9 protein-coding genes and 2 pseudogenes are annotated in these 17,887 nt (G+C 58.0%); 9 read left to right on the top strand and 2 right to left on the bottom strand.

From position 1 onward, the window contains the following. Nucleotides 1-2,288 precede the first annotated feature (2,288 nt). The 9 genes and pseudogenes from FXV83_RS30865 to FXV83_RS30820 all read left to right on the top strand — a co-directional run bounded on the left by FXV83_RS30865 (nt 2,289) and on the right by FXV83_RS30820 (nt 15,036). Nucleotides 2,289-3,008: a MerR family transcriptional regulator gene (locus FXV83_RS30865; protein WP_187436281.1), complete on the top strand. Its 720-nt coding sequence runs from the start codon at nt 2,289-2,291 to the stop codon at nt 3,006-3,008. Nucleotides 3,009-3,660: 652 nt separating this feature from the next. Continuing rightward, nucleotides 3,661-4,773, top strand: a complete 1,113-nt coding sequence (locus tag FXV83_RS30860; protein ID WP_148743355.1) for a branched-chain amino acid ABC transporter substrate-binding protein — start codon at nt 3,661-3,663, stop codon at nt 4,771-4,773. Nucleotides 4,774-5,451: 678 nt separating this feature from the next. Next, nucleotides 5,452-6,528: a histidinol-phosphate transaminase gene (gene hisC, locus FXV83_RS30855; protein WP_187436282.1), complete on the top strand. Its 1,077-nt coding sequence runs from the start codon at nt 5,452-5,454 to the stop codon at nt 6,526-6,528. 213 nt (nt 6,529-6,741) lie between these two features. Then, nucleotides 6,742-7,770, top strand: coding sequence for an LLM class flavin-dependent oxidoreductase (locus tag FXV83_RS30850; protein WP_148743353.1), 1,029 nt, complete (start codon nt 6,742-6,744; stop codon nt 7,768-7,770). 875 nt (nt 7,771-8,645) lie between these two features. Further along, complete coding sequence (locus FXV83_RS30840) at nt 8,646-8,885, top strand: hypothetical protein (RefSeq protein ID WP_148743351.1); 240 nt, start codon at nt 8,646-8,648, stop codon at nt 8,883-8,885. Nucleotides 8,886-9,032: 147 nt separating this feature from the next. Beyond that, nucleotides 9,033-9,383, top strand: a complete 351-nt coding sequence (locus FXV83_RS30835) for a hypothetical protein (RefSeq protein ID WP_235940327.1) — start codon at nt 9,033-9,035, stop codon at nt 9,381-9,383. A gap of 782 nt (nt 9,384-10,165) precedes the next feature. Further along, nucleotides 10,166-10,482, top strand: a pseudogene (locus FXV83_RS44410) (chitooligosaccharide deacetylase NodB); the annotation flags it as partial. Nucleotides 10,483-10,497: 15 nt separating this feature from the next. Further along, nucleotides 10,498-11,694 (top strand): annotated as a pseudogene (nodC, locus tag FXV83_RS30825) (chitooligosaccharide synthase NodC); the annotation flags it as partial. Nucleotides 11,695-14,298: 2,604 nt separating this feature from the next. Further along, a complete protein-coding gene (locus tag FXV83_RS30820) occupies nt 14,299-15,036 on the top strand; it encodes an outer membrane protein (protein WP_148743350.1) in 738 nt (245 codons plus the stop codon). Nucleotides 15,037-15,823: 787 nt separating this feature from the next. Here FXV83_RS30820 and FXV83_RS30815 read toward each other — a convergent pair. Both FXV83_RS30815 and FXV83_RS43595 read right to left on the bottom strand, forming a co-directional pair. After that, complete coding sequence (locus FXV83_RS30815; protein ID WP_148743349.1) at nt 15,824-16,549, bottom strand: helix-turn-helix transcriptional regulator; 726 nt, start codon at nt 16,547-16,549, stop codon at nt 15,824-15,826. Between the two features lie 1,227 nt (nt 16,550-17,776). Further along, nucleotides 17,777-17,881: a hypothetical protein gene (locus tag FXV83_RS43595; RefSeq protein WP_283811736.1), complete on the bottom strand. Its 105-nt coding sequence runs from the start codon at nt 17,879-17,881 to the stop codon at nt 17,777-17,779. Nucleotides 17,882-17,887 lie beyond the last annotated feature (6 nt).

The following is a 17,887-nucleotide window of genomic DNA, read 5'->3' as shown; positions in this document are numbered from 1 at the left end:
CAACTTTCAGCGATAGCTCCTCGAAGCTCCGGTCCTCTGACTGGTGTTCGGGATGGTCGACATTGGCGCGCTCGAGCGCAGTTTGATCGGGACGCAGGCGCTATTGATCTCGCGCTGCCGTTACGATCTTGCGCTCATACAGCTCGCTCGGCGGCGCTCCGCAATGACCTTCCGCTGATCGGGACGGGCTGCATCGCACCGTTCCACGTGAGCCGAGTTCAGAGCTCGCCAAGTGATCCGGCCAGTCAGGTGAACGGTATCGGCCTCGGCACTAAACTCTTCTTCAATCGCACACCGCGTCAGGTTTTAGACGAACACCTGCGATCGACGCTGCAACGTGGACGCAGGTGGCGCACCCGCGCCGCTCTTCGCCTACCGGTGGCATTCTCCTTACCCTCAATTGTCCCAGCGATCGAAGTAATGCCGAAGCACGCCTGTAGCTAGACGTGCAGGTGGCGGGCGACCTACAGGGGCGATGTCCGCTCGTTCGCGTCGAACGAACTTGTTCTGCCGAACGCAGGGAGAGCGGAAGTGAGAGGCATTGCGCTAGGCTGGAATGGACGTTGGGACACGTCATTCCAACGGCGCTTATCTTACTCTTATTGTACTCTATCCCGCATGATCGAGCGCAACCGCAAAGCCGCTGGCCGCAGGGTCAAACTGGATCCACCGGCCATGAGCTCGCGGCATCGTCCCGCTGCGCGTGTTTGGGTGATGAGTGTTTATGATGAGAGGACGGCAATTGTACCGATGTCCGCGCACGGGATGCTCGCCGCTCCCCTTCGCCAGGCCCTGCTTCACCTCCAGCTTTTGATCATTTCGGGCGACATGTTCTATCCAGGCAAATCGGATCGCGGGTGCAGGCGACAGTCGTGTTCTTTTCGAAAGTGTCGTGGCGCGTGGCGCGCCGGATGCCGCCGCCGTCAGCCTCGAGTTACGGCCCCTCACCACTGAGCCCGAAGAGCAACTTCGGTGCGGTAACATGATTTGCCTATCTTACCCAAAGCCTCTATGTCCGGCGCGCGCACACCAAAGCGATAATGTTCGAGGATGGAATTGAGTGAGTGAGTGAGCTTCCGGACGAGCAAGCCATTACCTCGACAGCTGGACTGCGCTCCGCAGCACTGATCCGGCACACGTCTGGGTATCCGAGTTATTGCTGTAGGAGCCGTCGCACGTCGTCCTTTCCCCGGGGTATGACCGCGCGGCGCCGGGGACGGCCGTTGACCCGTTTTGAGCGCCTCCATGTCCAACGGATACCGGAGCGATCCTTCGAGACTCGGTCCTCAATCGCGAGCAAAACGTGGCGAGCCACGCGAGATGCGCTTGCGTCGAGATCCATGCCGGGAATGGTTTTGAAGGCCGCCTTGCCTCATTCTCCCGACGCTTTGCGGCCGCGAACATGGGCGGTTGAAGAGCAGCCATCATCTTGTGGCATTCCAAAAACCGATGTCACCATGCGCGAGCAACGCCTTCGCGCCCACAAAGCCCTCTCAGCAGGACTAGCAGACCGTCGAAAAAGCTGTTAGGCGCCGAGCCGGTGGCCGCGCCACGATGTGGTGGTACGGACTGATCTGCGATAATTGACTGATCAATGGCCGGCTAGACGATAGACATCCAGCAAGGATTGCGACCGAAAGAGGCCCATCTGATCAGATCAGTACTGTGTCTGGGTCCGCCGTTCCGTGAAGCTGTGTCTCAAGATCGAGAGGGCTGCATGCACCTGCTTTCGCTTCTCATGCCAATCAGGCTGCAGATGGCTGCCGCTGCAGCACCATCCAGGAGAACTTGCACAGTTTCAGTTAGCGCGGCTTGGATAAAAGCAAGTAAACGCCGTGTTGCACAACGGCATCACGCGAACCCTCCTGTCACATTCTTTCGCACACGTCGCCGCTCCGTCTCCGTTTTGCCCCACCACAGCCAAATGGCTTCGTCACGTGCGGCACGAGTGCGACAATGAAAGGAGCCTACTCTTGGGTAAGTCGAATGGCGTCTACGATCCGGAGGATCTAGCGAGATTTGGAAATCTCTTTGATCAAACAATCGCATCTTTACCAACGTGCATGCGAACTGGCGAGAATCGCTTGGCGATTGCCAGACTTGTTATGCAACGCGCAGAGAGGGACGAATTGGCGCCGCTGGCAAACTTGATGCTTGCACTTGTCTCGGCCGCTTGAAACAGCATGCTCTCATTTCTTCTGCGGTTCGCAGAGAGACGCATCATCTAGATCATTGAAATAGCTTGATTCTTACGTGACGTCAGGTTGTAGGCTTGAAAATTGAGGACCATGACAAACGCCACACCACGACGGCGCCGATGGCGCATTGGAGAACTTGCAGAGGCGACCGGCGTAACGGTACGCACTCTGCATCACTACGAACATACCGGGTTGTTGACCGTCTCGGAACGTACCGATGGCGGTCACCGCATGTACGATCGCGAAAGCCTACAACGCGTCTCTCAGATTCGCGCGCTGCGTGAGCTTGGCTTCTCACTTCCTGAGATCCGCAAAGCAATCGAGGGGCGGACGTCTCTCACGGATCTGTTGCGCAATCATCTGGAACGGATTGAACTTCAAGTCGCGCGGACGACGTTATTAAGGGACCGATTGCGCAATATGACGACGCAAAGTGAGACACAAGTCAGTGTCGACGAACTCCCGGCCACGTTGGATGCAATGTCACGGATTGAGAAGCGCACCCCCTCGGCCATCTGCACATGCGCCTCTAACGCTAGCCGCGAAGATCGGTGGCGGAAGATTCGCGACGAGCTACGAAGCTGCATGGATCAGGACGAGCCTCCATGTAGTGAGCGGGCAAATGCAGTCGCGCGTCAGGCCCGTTCGCTCCTGACCGAGATCGCAGGAGTTGATTCGACTGTCTCAATGATACTCAAGGTGCTGACGCGATTGACCGAACCACACAATCTCGCCGGCTGGGATGCGAGCCTCATGCGATACCTCGATCTGGCCCTCGCCGCGCTGGAGGATCAGCTGGGACAGAATTGACGAACCCGGTTGCGCACGCTCTCGGTGTCGGAATGTCTCTAGACCCAATGAGTTGATGGTGACTCTTCAATTCTGACTGACAAGATAGTTGGCCTGTAGCGATTCGCCTCCGTCTCTCCATTGTCGGCACTCATTGGGTTTTTCACTCTTTGTATCTTTGGCCATCAACCTCCACGAGCACGCTTCGAAGTACTTGATTCGCACGTAGCGTCAAATTGTACCATCTAACGCATCGTCGCAGCGGCGGGGCGGACAGAGCCTCGGCTAGACCGAAGGAGACTCCAATGATCGGCATCACTTTTGAAAGCTCCCGGTGAGAGCCCTCGGCGAGAACAAGTCGGTAGATGATCGCCCGAGCCTTTCAGCGCGCCTCGTCGGCACATCCGTCGAGCACGGGAGATTGGCGAGAGTACCGGATACCGGCAGGATGCTCGATATAGTACTGTCAACTCCTAGAGGAATCTCTCCTGACCAGTCCCGTGGAACGTCCATTCGTCCGTGCCCGCGCGATACTTATGGATGAACCTAGCAACACTTGAGTCTGTCCGCACGACCTGAGTTCGATTCACACATCATTGCGCCGGACTGCTGGTCGCCGCGTCATACCAACGGCGAAGCAGACCAAGACGTGGCGCGATATCGGGAGCTCCACATGTCGATTCTTCGCGTCCATAGGCTTGCAGCTGCTGCGCTCCTTTCCTTGATCTTGAGTTCGAGCGCCTTCGCAAAAGATGTTTACATTGCGGTAGCGGGCCCAATGACGGGAAGCACTGCGGCGCTGGGCGCGCAGATATACGACGGAGCGGCCGCGGCTGTGGATTCGATAAATGCATCGGGTCTGCTGCCTGACACGAAGCTCATATTGAGGATTGCCGACGACGCATGCGATCCCAAGCAGGCCGTCGCTGTTGCGAATCGCTTGACAACTGAGGGGATCAAGCTTGTCGTTGGGCACTTCTGTTCATCCTCGTCGATTCCGGCTTCAGATATATACGCCGAAGCGGAGGTGATTCAGATCTCACCTGGCTCGACGAATCCCCGCCTGACAGAGCGTGGCCTAACCACGCTGTTTCGGATTTGCGGCCGCGATGACCAACAAGGCCGGGTTGCAGCCGAATACATCGTGCGGCACCACCAAGGCGCAAAGATCGGGGTCCTCGACGACAAGAGCACAGCAGGCAAAGGCATCGCCGATATCGTTGAAGCGCGGCTTCATGCAGCTGGCGAGCACATTATTCGACAAAGCTATGTTGCCGGCGAGAAGGATTACACCGCTCTGGTTTCGAGACTGAAGAGAGAGGGAATCCAGATCCTCTATATCGGCGGCTATTACAACGAGATCGGCCTCATCGTGCGCCAAGCTGCGGAGGCGGGGGCACGCCTGACCGTGATCGCCAACGATCCGCTGATGACAAGCGACTTTTTGGCCATTGCCGGCGACGCCGCAAATGGCACGCTCTTCACCTTTATGCCGGACCCGACGAATAATGCCGCAGGGGCAGCCGCTGTCGCCAAGCTCAAGGGTTCGAGACTGTCTGCCGCAGGTTACACGCTCTACGCTTATGCCGCCGTTGAAGCATGGGCCGACTCGGTCAAACGGGCCGGCAGCTTCGATGCCACGCGGGTCGCTGCGGCGCTACGCTCGGAATCGATCGAAACGGCCATTGGCACGGTTCGATTCGACCCCAAGGGAGACAATGCCGCTCCTGGCTTCATCGTTTACCGCTGGCGCGACAATACCGTGGAAGCGGTCGAGCAGAACTGATCTCCCGCCCCAACACCGCACGGAGCGTTCGAATGATGAACCATCCTCGACATAGCGATTACGCGCTGCTCACGTGCATCGCAGTCGCCACAGTCGCAGCATTTCTAGTCCTCGCGGCAATGCTATCACAGCTGTCATGCGCGCCCGTACGGCCGTCCGAAGAGTACGTTCCGATTCGCCTGGTGCCGCTGCAGTGAGAACCACTTCCGCATTCGTAAGGCCGACGAACATCGGTACCTTCTTCCAGCTAGTCACACTGATGCGCGCCTCGCTCTCGGGAGTGAGCTGTCAGCGCCTCCTCAGAAGGAACGCAGCTTGTGGCAAGATTTCAGTCGCGCGCAGTCTGTCCGCGGATTGCGCGAGTTCAAGCCAAGCGTTAGCAGCGCTGTTCGGCCGAGTGGACGTGGCGTTCTATCCCCTCGTGGAAACAGGTATTCGCTGGGATAACGCCGTGCGGCGCGTGTTCCGTGCTGATCGCTACCGGACTTTCAGACGGGCTCTGATCCGGTGCGGCGCTTAGATCTAAGCCCGCCTATTGAACCCGCAACATTCACATTCATGCACGCCTTGCGCTTTCCGGCTCCGAACATAGCACGCGCCACCAAGGCTCGATGAACGCCGCTAACTGCTCGCGTCAACAAAAGGGAGAACACCAAATTGGATGCCAAACTGCAAGCTATGCTTTCCTCGCTCTCGCCGATCGCTCGCGAATTGGATGCTCTCCCGTCCGGGCGGCCCACCCCGGACAATGGTTGCGTGAAACTGAACACGAATGAGAACCCATTTCCTTTGCCAGGCATCGTGATGCGAAGCGCAATTGCAGCTCTTGAGTTGCAATACCTCTATCCAGAAGACGACAATGTCAGCTTGAGACAAGCGGCCGCAGCTGCCTATGGCATTGCAACTGATCGCGTGATGGCTGGCAATGGATCGTCTGAACTCCTCAGTCTGATTTACAGAGCCTTTCTTGCCCCGGGGGACGGCATCGCAATGATGTCGCCCGGCTTCTCATTCAATCGCAAGCTTGCCATGTTGCAAGGGGCCCGCTTCATTGAAATTCCCTGGTCTAAACCTGACTGCTTGCCGATGGACGAGCTGCTTTTCGGTGCGGCTAAACATGCCAAATTCATTCTGCTGGCCAATCCGAACAATCCGACCGGAACCTTTGTTCCGCTCGCTGAGATCGAACGCCTCGTTATACGATCTGACCGATTGATCGTATTGGACGAAGCTTATGTCGATTTCGCACCCGAGGGTGGCCTACGCCTTGTTGAGCGCCATCCGAATCTTCTGGTCCTGCGCACGTTTTCCAAGAGTTATTCCGCCGCTGGCATTCGCGTCGGCTTCGGTTTCGGCCATCCCGAGCTGATTGGGCGGCTTCGCAATATCCAGAATGTTTTCAACATGAATGTGGTCGCGCATGCCGTTGGCATGAGCGTCCTTGCGCATCGCGACGCCTACGAGGAGAACCATCGCCACGTCAGGTTTGAGCGTCAGCGCGTAGCGTCCGCCCTCTCAGAATTTGGGTTCTCTGTAACGCCTTCCCACGCGAATTTCCTCCTCGCCCGTGTGCCCGTAGGCCAGAGTGGCAGATGGTGGCAGGCGGCGTTGGAAGACCACAAAGTCCTTGTTGGCTTCTTTCCGGATGCCGGCCTGGAAGAGTGCATTCGGGTTAGCATCGGTACAAAGCGCCAGATGGATGCGTTTCTTGCGGCTGTCGGCAGCATTCTTAAGAACGTGGGATGTCGTGGCTAATGGCCCGTTCCACTCATGTCACAGATCCCCGTTCGTAATCGATCCGGCCCACACTTGATGCAGCTTCGCAACGCAGCCGGAGTCAGTTTTGATCCAGTCGGCGCATTACGAGCTGTTGGGGACGTCTTCGCAGCCTATGCAGCGCATTGCCAGCGAGCGCATCTTGCCCCCCAAACCCAGCGGACACCGGTCCACTATATAGGAGATAACTGAATGAGAAACGTTCTTCCCTCAAACCTGACCTGCGGCATCTTTGATCATCTTGACGAGGACGGCCGCGATATCGCCCGGCAATACGCGGACCGCCTCGCGCTGGCGGAGGCCTACGACCGGCTCGGTTTCTATGCCTATCATCTGGCGGAGCATCATTGCACTCCCCATGGACGTGGTCCATCGCCGAACTTGTTTCTATCGAGCGTCATACAACGCACACGGCGACTTCGCGTTGGTCCATTGGTCATGCTGCTCAACCTCTATCACCCGCTACGTGCATTCGAGGAGATCTGCATGTTGGATCACCTGAGCAGCGGCAGGGTTGAGGTCGGCCTTGGTCGCGGCTCCCTACCGATCGAACTGAGCTACTTTGGGGTTGGAGCCGACGTTGCCTCGAGCCGTTACGAGGAAGCTTCCCAAATCTTCGTTAGCGCGATGAATGGCGGCCCGCTCTCATACCAAGGGCAACATTTTGCGCTGAACGACGTTCCTTTGACGCTTTCACCTCACCAGCGTCCCTGTCCACCGACATGGATTGCTACAAATCGGCCAGAGTCCGCACATTGGGCGGCGGCAAATGGCGCAAATCTGGCGTGCATGGGGCCTTCTTCTGCCGTTCGCAAGGTCACCGATCGCTATCACGCTCATCGAAACGCGGAGCGTGACGCCAGCGGTTCAGCACCATTTCTCGCATTGCTCCGCATGGTCGTAATCGCGAGCTCTGAAGCAGCCGCCCGTTCCCTCGCCGCGCCAGCCTACGAAACATGGCTCAAAAGCTTTAAGTTCCTGTACGAGCTCAATGACATCCCGCCTCCATCCAACCTGCCCCTGACCTTAGATGCCGCAATCGACAGTGAACTGTGCGTTGTCGGAACGGGCGCTTCAGTGCGCCAAACTCTTCTCGATCATTTGGAAGAGGCAGGGGCCAACTATCTTCTTTGCCAGCTCGCCTTCGGATCTCTGACACTGGATGCCTGCCTCAATACGGCAACTGCGATTCACTCCGAGCTCATAGCGGCAGACCGCTGACGGTGAGCCAACAGCGAATTCGGATAAATTCGCCATTGATCCAGCAACAAATGGCAACGCCGAGGCCGATGAGTACCGGAGCCGAATGCATCTATAAGGCCGCTCTTGCGGTCCAAAGGGCTCTTGCGCGGATTCGACCCTTTCGACTACATCACCGAACAGGCGGCGTAACGGCAGCGAACGGCCTGTCCTTCACTTTGCGTGCCTTAATACTGCCCGAGCAGTGGTTTGCTTGGGCAGGTAAGTCGGCTCACGCTCGTTTCGCTTTGGCGCGCCGGTTCGTCGATCGCATTCCACGCGAATCCAAGGTGCGGCTTATCGCCCGAAGGGCCCTGTCGTGAGGCGATCCCGGCAGCGCCCCACCCAGACGGAGGAGATCGCGCGTAAGCTCGCGATCGTGCTGGCGGAGTTGGCTTCGCTGCGCATTCTGCTGGCCGCGCACGGCATTAGCACCCCGCGACCTCTCGATGAGGACTACCTCACTGTTCAGCGGTTCGCAGCGATGAACCACATAAGCCCCGAAGCCGTGCTCTCTCGGATCCGCCGCGGCAAGTTGCGCGCGGAGAAACGCGGTGGCCGGTGGTGGGTGAAATGCACGGTTTGCACAGCATAGCCGTGCAGGGACGAGGACAGTAAGAGAGACGAAGTGAATCAATCCGAGATACGGACGCCGGCACAAGGAAATGATATGAACGTTTAAGTTAGCATCTCTTCTGAGCTCGACCAGACGGCCGATGGAGAGTCGAGAGATCGATCGAGGTCAACGTGGCGCACGACCAACACACCTCCGCCAGATCGGGAGGCGCGATCTCGATGCACCCATGCAATCAGGAAACGTGTGGGCGCCCTGAGCACCGGGTATCGGATGACCACCGTTGCGTGACCGGATCACTCAGCAATTCCGCCTGGTTAACAGAGCGATCCCGGTGAACAAGCGGGAAAGCATGGACGCCTGGCTGGAGAAGTCCAACTCCGATGCCGCTGGCGGCATTGTGGCAAACAGAACCCCCTCCGTGTCGGTTTTCGACGTGAGCCACCGCACGCGCCCGGGTTACGGCCTGGAGCAAAAGATAAATGCCTTGCTCGCAAATCGCACGCTTTGCGAGCTCCCCTGAGCAACCTGCGTCTCACGCCCCTGGAGCGTAGCAGAGAAATTGTATCCCAGTCATTCGCCTGTCTCAGGGGCGCCTCGCGCGCCGGTGTCAAACCGGAACAGATCTGATTTCGCTGGGATGGTCGCCAGAATCTGGCTGGAGAAGGAGATGGCAATGATGTCACCAAGACTGATGTCAGTCCTCGGTTCTATGGTAGCAGTCGAGCGTATGTTCTGGAAACTTCGAGAATTGATCGATGGCGACGGTTCGATCTCACCTGACGTTCGAGAGACGCTTCATGTAATGTTAGATGCAAAGCTTCTTTCCGCAAAAGATAAGATTATGAGCGACGCGCGCGCGGCGATCGACGCGACTCCTGATTTGCCGCCGGCGGTCCGCGACCGAGCATTCAGGTCGCTCGATTTTGCAACGAAAATGTTCATGACCAGCGAACCGCGCCGCATCCAGGATCCTCTTAGCCGAGTCGGTATCTGCAGCGCTAATCCCAAGATGCATTGATCCATGCCCGCTCCACCCATCGCCCGCCGCAACACCTGGTTGTGCACTATTGATGTTAGCCGAGGCGCTTCGATTGAGCTCCTGAGGAGCTTTGAAGCTGGTGGAACCGAGCGACAGCGACCTCGCTAATTGATAAATCTAGTGTCTGCTGGGGCCGGCACGCTTGGTTGGAACCTGCCGAAATGCTGCAGGCTCGGCTTTGTCTCAAGCATCCGGAAGCAGGCTCTCTCTGGCCATCTTTCCTCTGCGTCGAGCCAATATGCGAGTCCCCTCAGCTCTGTAGCTTAATCATCAGAAGGGCCGGTCACTCGTCATCATCGGGCAGTGGCGAGGGCTCGACTCTGTTCGTGGGAAGCAGTGTTCGATTTGATTCAACTCAAGCATCATGGTTTCGCGTTTTTGCGCGATGGCTTCGATGCTTGGCGATGACCTTCACCGAACCGAAGGTCGCATGTTGAGCCATTCTTCGGTATGCGCCTGATCAATTGGATCAAGAGGATCGGCTCACCCACCCGACGTTGATGGATCCCTCTTGGCCCATCCGCAGCATGGATACCTCCCATCAAAACAATAGATTTTACCAATATTCTCCGAATCCACATAGCTAGCCGCCGGCTATAGCAAGGATGTTCAGGATCAGGCGCGTGACGACGTATTCGCGATTTTCAACGCAATGTGCGGATGACGAGCAAGCACCAGCACATGATCCGGCGTCGCGTCGATCGTGAGTGCTTTGCGAGTCAACAAGAAATTGGAGTGTCTTTGATGCGGGCTCGTGGCCACAGCACATGCGTGCGCCGTATGGATATGGACCAAGGAGGCCCTCGCCGCATCGGCGAAGGCCGAACTGGCGGCCCTGCACTGGTCAGTCGACCCGCAAGACTGGTCTTGTCCCGGCGTCGAGTCGATTGTTGCCGCGGTGCTGGCCTCGATCCGGCCGGGGGCAATCGTGCTCCTGCACGACGGATGTCCTCCCGACGAGTTGGGACGCTGCCCTCATGCTGGTCGGCGCGACCAGACTGTGACGGCGCTCGCCCAGCTCGTTCCAGCACTGCATGACCGTGGATTTGCAATCCGGTCACTTCCTCAACCTCACTGAAATAGATCAATTCCCATGAGCCTGCTTGCCAACATCAGCACCGTTGCTGTTACCTCCTACGCGTTGCTCTCCAGCGTCCATAAGAGCGCGCAGGCGCTTTATGCGCTGCGAACCGACGCCTCACTGCCGCCGTATGAGCCGGTTGACACCGGTGCTCTGCCCAGCGTGGATGTCATCGTGCCCTGCTTCAACGAGGACCCGCGCACGCTGGCGGCCTGCCTGAAGTCTATCGCGAGCCAGGACTACCCAGGGCGATTGCAGGTCTATGTGGTCGATGACGGCTCTGCAAATGTCGGTGCAGTGGCCCCGGTCCACGCGAGCTACGCGTATGACCCGAGGGTCAACGTCATTCTGCTGCCAAGCAACGTTGGAAAGCGTAAGGCACAGATCGCCGCGATACGCCGGTCATTCGGCGATCTCGTGCTCAACGTCGATTCCGACACCGAACTCGCCAGCAACGTGGTCAGCAAGCTCGTACGCAAGATGCAAGATCCAACCGTCGGCGCGGCCATGGGTCAATTGACGGCCAGCAACCGCAACGACAGCTGGCTGACCCGATTGATCGACATGGAGTACTGGTTGGCTTGCAACGAGGAGCGCGCGGCGCAGACGCGCTTCGGTGCCGTCATGTGCTGCTGCGGGCCGTGTGCCATGTACCGCCGTTCCGCGCTCATGTTGCTGCTCGACCAGTACGAGACGCAGTTCTTCCGGGGAAAGCCGAGCGATTTCGGTGAGGATCGACATCTGACCATCCTCATGCTCAAGGCAGGGTTTCGAACCGAGTACGTTCCGGACGCCATCGCCGCCACGGTGGTCCCGGACAGGCTCTTGCCATATCTGCGGCAACAGCTCCGCTGGGCGCGGAGCACCTACCGCGACACGCTGCTCGGTTTGCACCTGCTGCCCGGCCTCGATCGGTACCTCACGCTCGATGTGCTCGGACAGAACCTCGGGCCCCTGCTGCTCGCCATCTCAGCGATTGCCGCGCTCGCTCAGCTCGCGCTCACGGGCAGCGTGCCCTGGTGGACCGGTCTGACCATCGTCGCGATGACCATGATTCGATGCAGCGTGGCAGCCGTTCGTGCCGGCGAGCTTCGATTTCTTCGCTTCTCGCTGCACACCCCGATCAACATCTTGTTGCTCCCGATGAAAGCCTTTGCGCTCTGTACCTTGAGAAACAACGACTGGCTCTCGCGCAGACCACCAGATCTGCTCGACGAAAGTGGAACGCATGGCAAACTTTCGTACCCTGCCTCCAAAACCGATAAACTGAAGGAGATTGTTTGCACGTCGCGCATTCAGCACCTTGAGCACGGCATTGCTCTCCAATTGGAGGTCGTGGCTCAACTGATCTGCCAGGACAACTTCGCGCTCGGAGCGGTCAAGCTGCTCGACGAACTCACAAGCGAACTGGTCGCGGCAAAACTGGAACTCGGCGCATTAAGCGAGGCGAGCGCCAGCAGGCGAACAGTCCCAGCGGAAAAACACGGTGACCTCTTCTATCCAGAAGACCTCCGTATCCTAGCTAAACTTTTCGACGAGGCAGTCGCCGCTTTACCGCCAGATCGCCGTACTATCGCCAATCGTACGCAAATCGCCAAACTTGTTCTAGCTCGTGGAACGACACGTGAAGTCAAATCCGACCCAAATCATGGCGCCTGCGTTCTTGGCGATTTGATTGATCACACGTTCAACTCTTCCTCTTCTAATCAAATCGAGGTTTCGCCTAGCACCTGGCGGAATTCTGCGTAAGGCGTAGGTTAAATCACTCTAACGGGTAATAAGGAGACATCACCCCAGTTTTCGATGACCGGCGGTCCTTTCGAAATCGCCGAGCGATGTGTATACAGGCAGCCTACTTTTCCTAACAGATTCGTCTCGTCAGCGGGCAGGCCGCGGGACAGGTGGCAGGACCACTTCTTCGGCATCCTCAAGGCAAGAACCCTGTAATTCAGGCCCTCGGTGCACTGCAATGCGACCGCCTGCAGGCCGCCCCGACGCAAATAGTCCAGGCGTCGTAACAGCACGCCGACTGCGCAGCAGAGATGGCTAGCCTTGTCCACCTTTCAGCTGCCGCCGAACGTCTTCTCCGTTCCGCCCAGGGCGGGTGGGGCAAGTCGCCGAGAGAAGCGCACCACTCTGACCAAACCACGGGTATCAGCCCATAACGAACCTCGTTTCCTGCAACGATCACGGCGTGGGCCGCTCAGCGCATCTGCAGACTATGCCTGGCTCGCGGGCACTGCTGCTGCAGGGCACCTCGAGTTAGAATAGATTTTGGCTGGGAGTAGCCGAAGGGACTTAACTCGTACGTAGCGTCACGTTGTAGGAACGCGGCATCCGCCGCCTCGCGCCGACCAACTAGTTAACCACCGATGGCGGGAGTGTGACGTAACACATCAAAGCAATCCTCCGGATTAGACATCCAGATGACCACAGCACTCTTTTTTCTCACTATGATCTTTTTCGGCGGCTTTGGACTGGGCTACGGTGTGCGCAGCTGGCGTTCCCGCAAGCGACGTGAGCGCGCCCGGCTCTATGGTGCTCTCTTTCATTCCGGCACTTTTGCTCCGCCGGCGCTCCGAGTTCCCGCACGCCGTGGTTCCTAACGCTGCATTCGGCCTTGCTCAAACAAGGAAATTGCCAATCCGCCACGCGAGGGCGAACGCCCCCCGCCGCCAGTTCGTCGCGCACAGATTCGCAAGGCAGCGTGGAGGCCACGCGCGTGCTCACGTGGAGTCAGTCCCAACAGCACGGTGTGACGTGTGACTGATCACCGATTTGACCCGAGACACTGAGCGGTGAAGACTGCGAGTCGGCCCTTCACGGATCGTCGGGTCGGCGGCGGTGGATTCGCAACCGGTCCCGGCCTGGCAACGTACCTCTGTGTGATCTTGGCATGTGCGGAAGCGATTGCCGGACCGAATTCCAATCAGCGCCGGTGCGAGCCCCGGAGAGGATATGTCTGGCACGCGAGCTAGCGCTTGAACTGAATGCGACGGCGAGCACGATTGCGGCAGCGTCGACAAGGAGCCCCTTTCACTCTCCTTCGGCATCTACAGCGCTTCGATGCCCGTCGCGGTCTGCCCTGGACGAGAAGAGAGATCCAGAGCCCTCGGCCGACTTCGAATTTCATCTCGCGTCAGGACCAACGCCGCGTTTACCGTGACCAATGCTTCCTGGCCGAGTTCGATTCGCTGAGCTAGCCTACCCAAACTGAGAGGTTTCGAAGGTGAGGCTTCCTTCGTAGAACTTGATCCGCGACAGTCAGTACAGCGGATGCATCATGAAGCGTAACGAGCGCCTCGCCGAAGTCCTTGAGAATAGCGCGTGTTTTGATGATGAGGCATGGGAGGTATGGGCACAGTGCCTCTCACCCACTGAGCGGCTGGCGTATATTCGTAAGCATCGCTCTCGCTTCCGGTTCGCAGATTATGATGACGTGATAGCTGTTGTACGTGGCCGGCGCTTCACCGGTTGCTCATCGCAGCTCCTTCGATGGCGCCACAGTATAAGAGCAAGGACGTTGCAAAGCGCTCTGCTCTTCTCGGTTGCGGTGTGGCTAGGTATCATCTGGCTTGCGGTGCGCTTAATTCGCTGAGATCAGCAGCCCGCTTTTCGTCAACACCTAACCTACTTGTGTTCGCACGCGACCGAGCACGACGCAGTTGGAGATGATCTGCAATGCCGCAACCTGACGCAGCGTTCGGTTCGAACATTCCTTTGGGCGCGAACGTTGCGATGCAGTTACAGCAATTCGCGCGGACGTTGTTAAGACGCACGAGGCTCGGGAGCACTCAAGACATGAGAGTAGAAATGAAGAACTTGTTGCTCGCGACTGTGAGCATTGTGGCGCTTGACGCGGTGGCGCCCGCATTTGGCGCGGATCTGGCTGCGCAGCCCGTCCAGCCTCTCTACACCATAGCTCCGCAGCCTGTCGCGGCTGCAATCTACGACTGGAGCGGCTACTATCTCGGTATGAACGGTGGCTTGGGCTCAAGCTCGAATTGTTGGGATTTCAATGGCGGCACGCCCGAGGGCTGTCATGACGCGACCGGCGTGACCGTTGGTGGCCAGATCGGTTATCGATGGCAGGTGGGCCAGATCGTGCTTGGTCTTGAAGGCCAGGGGAACTGGGCTGATTTGACCGGCTCGAATGTCAGTGTCGCGTTTTGGGATGTCAACCTGACCAAGATTGATTCGTTCGGCCTGGTAACGGGGCAGATCGGCTATACGTTCGACAACGTACTGCTCTATGCCAAAAGCGGCGCCGCAGTCACGAGCAACACCTATCAGATAAGCTCGACCCTCAGGGGCGCGCAGCTCGGAAACAGCGAGCACGTTCTTTGGGGCGGCGCGTTGGGAGCCGGCATCGAGTACGGCTTCGCACCGAACTGGTCAGTTGGCCTCGAGTACGATCATCTATTCATGCAGCCTAGCACGGTGAACTTCGCCGCACCGGCTGGTGGGACCGATCGCGTCCGCCAGGATTTTGACCTTCTGACTGCACGACTCAATTACAAGTTTGGCAGTCCGATTCTTCTCAGATATTGATCTATCGTTCAATCGGCGGATCGAAAGCCCCAGCCCATGGCCGGGGCTTTCTTTGACCTGTTGGCCTAGTGTAGAGGCACACAGCATTTCGGGAGGCCGCGCTTGCTGCAACAAGCCAACCGTTCTCCTGGGCTAGTATGTCGTCGCAATCTGCGCCCCAAAAAGTTCACTTACGCGAGGGTGTCACAAACCAAAACGAACCGAGCAGATGAGGCCCGTATTTCTGAAGCTGCTGTTCGAGTTGGCAACGTGGCGCTAAGCGGGCCATTTTGCTCCGGGGCCCACTCGACCTCACGTTCACAGGGACTAACCCGTAAAGAGCGCGTCCGCAGAATAGGGGAAACGTGCGCTCTGGTTTCCGGCTCGATTGGGCAGCCAGATTGACGGGCAAGAGGAACATCCCAGCGTGCATGTCTTGGCCAGTTGCATGCGCGCCCATCCATGAGCGGGCAGCAGCACGGGCTCGAGGGGTCGGGCTACGCGCCAATGATTACACTTGCGCTGAAGTCACTTTGACCGCACGCTATCAACGATGCGGCGAATGGTCCGCCCTCATGTCCAGCCCGCGTCGGACTAACGGAGTTCGTGTGAACCTCTGCCGCTTTCGACCCACGACCAACCACCATCGGCAGAATACGTTTGTCTACCGATGACGATCGGGACGACACACTTGCCAGCCTATTTATGGCAACAGCGGCTGCATCTAAGGCGATATCGGAGTGAGCGCGCCGCTCGCCGCTATTATCAAGAAATGACATCGCTCGCCTCCCTTGAAGCATATATCAATTCAAATAAGACCAGGGCGAATCGCCTTGACGACGCAGTGGGTACGGCTGTTCGTCTCCAGCTTTCGCATTGCGTTCTTGAGGTGAAAGTTGACTGTATTCTCGCTGACCTTCAGAATCACCCCGATTTCCCAAGATGATTTTCCCTGTTCGACCCACCGGAGGCAGTCCTTCTCTCGTTCGGATAGAGCCACTTGCATTTGGCATCTGCCCTCCGATGAAGGCGCGATCTCTGCAAACGCATGATGAAACTGCCAAGCCAATGCGTTGAGATGACTGAGACGATGCTCAGGGTCGGCATCGTCGAAGCTAGACGCAAACGATACGACGGATAGCCGTCCGAATGGTCCAAACAGTGGTACGGTCACGCCATGCTTCAGGCCGGCCTCTCTGGCCTCATTCAACACACGCGTTTCGCCCGGTTGCAATTGATGTTGGTCGGCGAGTTGATCCCATAGAAACGGCGCCGATAGCATCGTCGTCCGCCGAACCACGGGGTCAATGGCATTGTACCTGCGTTCAGAATAGCGCTCGCACCAATCGGAAGGAAAGTTCACCGTCACCGCCGCTCGGCGATACTCTGGCAGGCGAGTCGGTCCCGTGTCGGTCAGTGACCCGTAAGCCACTTGACTGAAGCCCTGTTCGCTCGAACAGCTCACAAGCAGATCGAACAGCGCCTTGAGAGATCGCGTTTCTTTTGCACATTCGACGAAGCTAAATAAGTCCATTTGGCGCCTCGCGCCGCCGACTTAGGCAGGCCAGTACTGCGTGGTTTGACCGAACCTGTCTGAGAGGATTTCGGAGCCACTTCGGGCTCCTCTTGCTTGCGAAGTTCTCGACCGAATGCGACAAGCATACTTCTCGTCACGCGCTGCAGAGCGCTCTTTCTCCCGGTCGGATACTCGCTTGATGGAGCGGCTGTGCATGTGCTTCTTTCCGGACGGACCTGAAGCGATCCAGCAAGTGTCGTACCAGCTAATGCGCTCGCGAAATCTCGCACAATGACAAGCAATTTGGACACCGGCTCTAACGCCAGCGCAACGATCGCTGTCGCAATTGCGACATTCGTCGCAAGTGCGACAGCCTGCTGGCAATAGTTGGCAAGGCATCATATTCTGCACCAGCAAACTGCCGACCTAAGATGTTTAACTTTGGCCAGCCTCCCGCCTTGCGTGCGACATTGCTGCTCGACGAAGGTTTCAGGGCACGGTCACACAGAGCAAAACTGCAGCGGCTTCGCACTGGCCGATCATCCCCGTGACACCAGGTTTCGAGACTGCCGCACGGGCTCGTGCGAGTCCGCTGCCGCTGGATAGCGATACGCAGCCGCGGTTGCGATCCAACTTGCACAACTCGGATTTCAGGTGCGCGCGTCCGCGGGCGCATGTTCAGGCTAGCCGCGTCAGCGACGTCTCGCTGGTCCCGCAGATGAGCGCCAAGCCACACCGCTCGGCGATCCGTATCGGGATTTCGTCTGCGTGTTGCTGTCGAGCCATAGCAGGAGCACAACGACTGGGCGCGCCGGTATGACGTTCGCATCTCGGGAACGTCTAGATCTCTAGATCGACGGTTTCGGCGCCACATAATCGTTCCATGTGGCCCAGCCGGGATCAGATCGAGATGGGATTGCGCTTTTGCACACTTCTGAACGCCGGTTGTGAACCTCCTCCGGTGTAGTAGGCCAGATGAGCCAAGAGGTGTCGGCTAGAGAACGTCAACGTCGATTGTTTACGAACGACTACAAGGGGCAAGCAGTTGATCTGGTCGCATCGAGTGGCCGCTCAGTCGGGATCGGTAGTCAATGAGCTCACCCGACGGGATTCGGTGTTTCGGCTGCGGATTCCGGGGATTGCGGCCAGGGATTCCGATTGAACGCGACCATGCATTCCGATCGAAGGCGGCCACCTGTTCCGACGAAGGCGGCCGGGGTGTCGTTGCCGGCATGAGGAGTTGGGTCAGGTTTTCTTGGCTGCGTCAAGATTGGCGCGCTGCGCAGTGATCTTTCGCATGCTGTCTCCCTTGAGTGTGAGGCGGTGAGCATTGTGGACGAGCCGATCCAGGACGGC

It is taken from the genome of Bradyrhizobium hipponense, assembly GCF_008123965.1.
GTDB lineage: Bacteria > Pseudomonadota > Alphaproteobacteria > Rhizobiales > Xanthobacteraceae > Bradyrhizobium > Bradyrhizobium hipponense.
Note: the sequence above shows the minus strand (reverse complement) of the source record. Positions and strands in the feature narration are given on the sequence as shown.

Coding starts and splice junctions, on each gene's coding strand:
- FXV83_RS30820 (WP_148743350.1), top strand. CDS start 14,299: ATGAAGAACTTGTTGCTCGCGACTGTGAGCATTGTGGCGCTTGACGCG.
- FXV83_RS30860 (WP_148743355.1), top strand. CDS start 3,661: ATGTCGATTCTTCGCGTCCATAGGCTTGCAGCTGCTGCGCTCCTTTCC.
- FXV83_RS30835 (WP_235940327.1), top strand. CDS start 9,033: ATGGCAATGATGTCACCAAGACTGATGTCAGTCCTCGGTTCTATGGTA.
- FXV83_RS30865 (WP_187436281.1), top strand. CDS start 2,289: ATGACAAACGCCACACCACGACGGCGCCGATGGCGCATTGGAGAACTT.
- FXV83_RS30815 (WP_148743349.1), bottom strand. CDS start 16,549: ATGGACTTATTTAGCTTCGTCGAATGTGCAAAAGAAACGCGATCTCTC.
- FXV83_RS30850 (WP_148743353.1), top strand. CDS start 6,742: ATGAGAAACGTTCTTCCCTCAAACCTGACCTGCGGCATCTTTGATCAT.
- hisC (WP_187436282.1), top strand. CDS start 5,452: ATGCTTTCCTCGCTCTCGCCGATCGCTCGCGAATTGGATGCTCTCCCG.